At 29.6% G+C, this 1,994-nt stretch carries 3 protein-coding genes; all 3 read left to right on the top strand.

What is annotated here, in order from left to right; translation table 11 throughout:
• The first annotated feature begins 499 nt into the window (after positions 1 to 499).
• From ACGH6S_RS11000 to ACGH6S_RS10990, 3 genes are read left to right on the top strand one after another with little or no spacing between them, the layout of a single operon-like run.
• Entirely contained in the window at positions 500 to 1,012 is a 513-nt protein-coding gene (locus tag ACGH6S_RS11000) for a DDE-type integrase/transposase/recombinase (RefSeq protein ID WP_411579535.1), read from the top strand.
• Positions 1,002 to 1,157 carry an integrase core domain-containing protein gene (locus ACGH6S_RS10995; RefSeq protein WP_141671754.1) on the top strand — a complete coding sequence of 52 codons (156 nt, stop codon included), beginning with the start codon at positions 1,002 to 1,004 and terminating at the stop codon, positions 1,155 to 1,157. Before ACGH6S_RS11000 ends, ACGH6S_RS10995 begins: the two co-directional genes overlap by 11 nt.
• A 59-nt stretch (positions 1,158 to 1,216) precedes the next feature.
• Positions 1,217 to 1,648, top strand: coding sequence for a hypothetical protein (locus tag ACGH6S_RS10990; RefSeq protein WP_411579533.1), 432 nt, complete (start codon positions 1,217 to 1,219; stop codon positions 1,646 to 1,648).
• Positions 1,649 to 1,994 lie beyond the last annotated feature (346 nt).

The following is a 1,994-nucleotide window of genomic DNA, read 5'->3' as shown; positions in this document are numbered from 1 at the left end:
TGTACCTTACTATTAATTATATCATTTCTTCGTCCATATTGCAATTTTTTCATCACTTAACCCTATGATTTTATATAATAAAATTTATTAAAGTTCTTTTATTAACTAATTACGTTTTGTGAAAATATGAGTAAATATTGCGCTTTTAAAAACATAAAATACTAATATTACCTATTCACAAAAAAATTAAAATAACTATAAACTAAACAACATAACTTTTTAAAGTAAATGAAATGATTAGATTTCTTGTAAATATATTGTAAATATAACATTAATTTAATTATTAAGAAAAGTGATTAATTAGAAATATATAAAATTTACTCACATTGTTTACAGTGATTAAAAAAATACTGTAATAAATATACATAAAAAAACAAAATTAACGCCTTATCATAGACAAGAGATATAGCAAAAGAAAAAATAACGGTCACTGATTTAGCTAAACGTTTTATTGCCATTCGTTAAGTCATTTATAACGTACTAAAAAGCACGATTGAAGATGTTTGTGTTTTTAACCAGTAAGGAATGTAAGAATGAACGTTATAAAACCATTCGTTATGGAATTAAACGTCTGGTTAAAGTCGAAAAATCGATTGAAGATAAATTAAGACGGCAAGCTAAACGCTATAACAAAACCTATCCGGGAGAAATGCTACACGTTGATACCAAACGTTTACCTTTACTTAAAAATGAAACGAAACAGCGAACTAGAGAATATTTATTTGTCGGTATTGATGATTTTTCACGTGAGCTTTATGCGGGTATTTACCCTGATAAATCCCAATTTAGCGCGGCACAATTTTTACAAAACGATGTGTTAACCCAATGTCCTTATACTATTGAATGTGTTTATTCCGATAATGGACGTGAATATCAAGGCTCCAGCGAGTACTTATTTGTTAAAACGTGTAACAGCCACCGTATTAATCAAAAATTCACCAAACCCGCCTGCCCACAAACGAATGGGAAAGCCGAAAGAGTGATACGAACTTTGAATTGCGGTGTGGCATAATCAGCATATATTTAGCGATTCAATAGATAGAAAACAAAAACTGAAACGCTTTATTAATTTTTATAATACCGTTAAACCACATAAAGCGATTTCAGGGAAAACGCCTTATGAGTTTTTAGAGGATTATTTTAACCATGAAGTGTAAACAACTCTGCGTTTTCCTACAAATTAGGTAAAACAAAAACTTTGGAAAGATTAAAAAATATGACTAAAGATGACGCATTAAATTTCTTATTAAGATATCAACCAATGCCTTCTGATAAAGATCTAACTCAAGATATCATTGACAAATATGATGACGTAAGAAAATTTTTTATTAAAAACCCAGATAGAAAAGCAATTGAGTTATTTTTAAGATCTTTTGGTGAAGGTGATGGACGGGGTGTATATCAGCTGGTAGAAGATTTTTTTTATCAATGCTATGATATTGATGTAAAAAAAGAGATCAAAAAAGTTCTTGAAGATATAACCATACCTGACAGTATTAGGTATTGGGTTACACAAATAGCCGCAGTTTTTAGTGATGAAATATTAAGAAATGGTCTTCAAATATCTTTGCAATCTAAAAATATTGATATAAGAGATGCGGCCAAGATAGCAATTAATCAATTAGATGAATATAAAAAGAGAAACTAAACTAATTAGAGGCAGTTTTTTGTGTTTATATATTAATCAATAATGCATTGTTAGTCCGGTACCTTTCATTATTTTCAGTAGCGTTTTCCATTTTTTATCTGTTAACATTGTTCTTGACTTAGTGAACTAAGTTATGTTTGTGTTTGGCGAAATTATTATAATGCTCACTATGCCATTTAAAAAACATCATCAAAGGTAAACACTCTCTAATATACCCCACATAAAATGGAAGGATTGGAGTTTGGGGAAAAAATCTGGTGGAGCTAGGCTGTAAATACCCCAAACTTAGTACACAACTCACGTAGAAAATCATGCTGCTTGTTTTAGTGTTTTATACTCAATCGGT

Origin of the sequence: Gilliamella sp. BG3, assembly GCF_046635605.1 — a bacterium.
GTDB classification, from domain to species: Bacteria; Pseudomonadota; Gammaproteobacteria; order Enterobacterales; family Orbaceae; genus Gilliamella; species Gilliamella bombi.
Note: the sequence above shows the minus strand (reverse complement) of the source record. Positions and strands in the feature narration are given on the sequence as shown.

What these genes read in the sequence shown, in the direction of transcription:
- ACGH6S_RS11000 (WP_411579535.1), top strand. Translation starts at nt 500, where the DNA reads ATGTTTGTGTTTTTAACCAGTAAGGAATGTAAGAATGAACGTTATAAA.
- ACGH6S_RS10990 (WP_411579533.1), top strand. Translation starts at nt 1,217, where the DNA reads ATGACTAAAGATGACGCATTAAATTTCTTATTAAGATATCAACCAATG.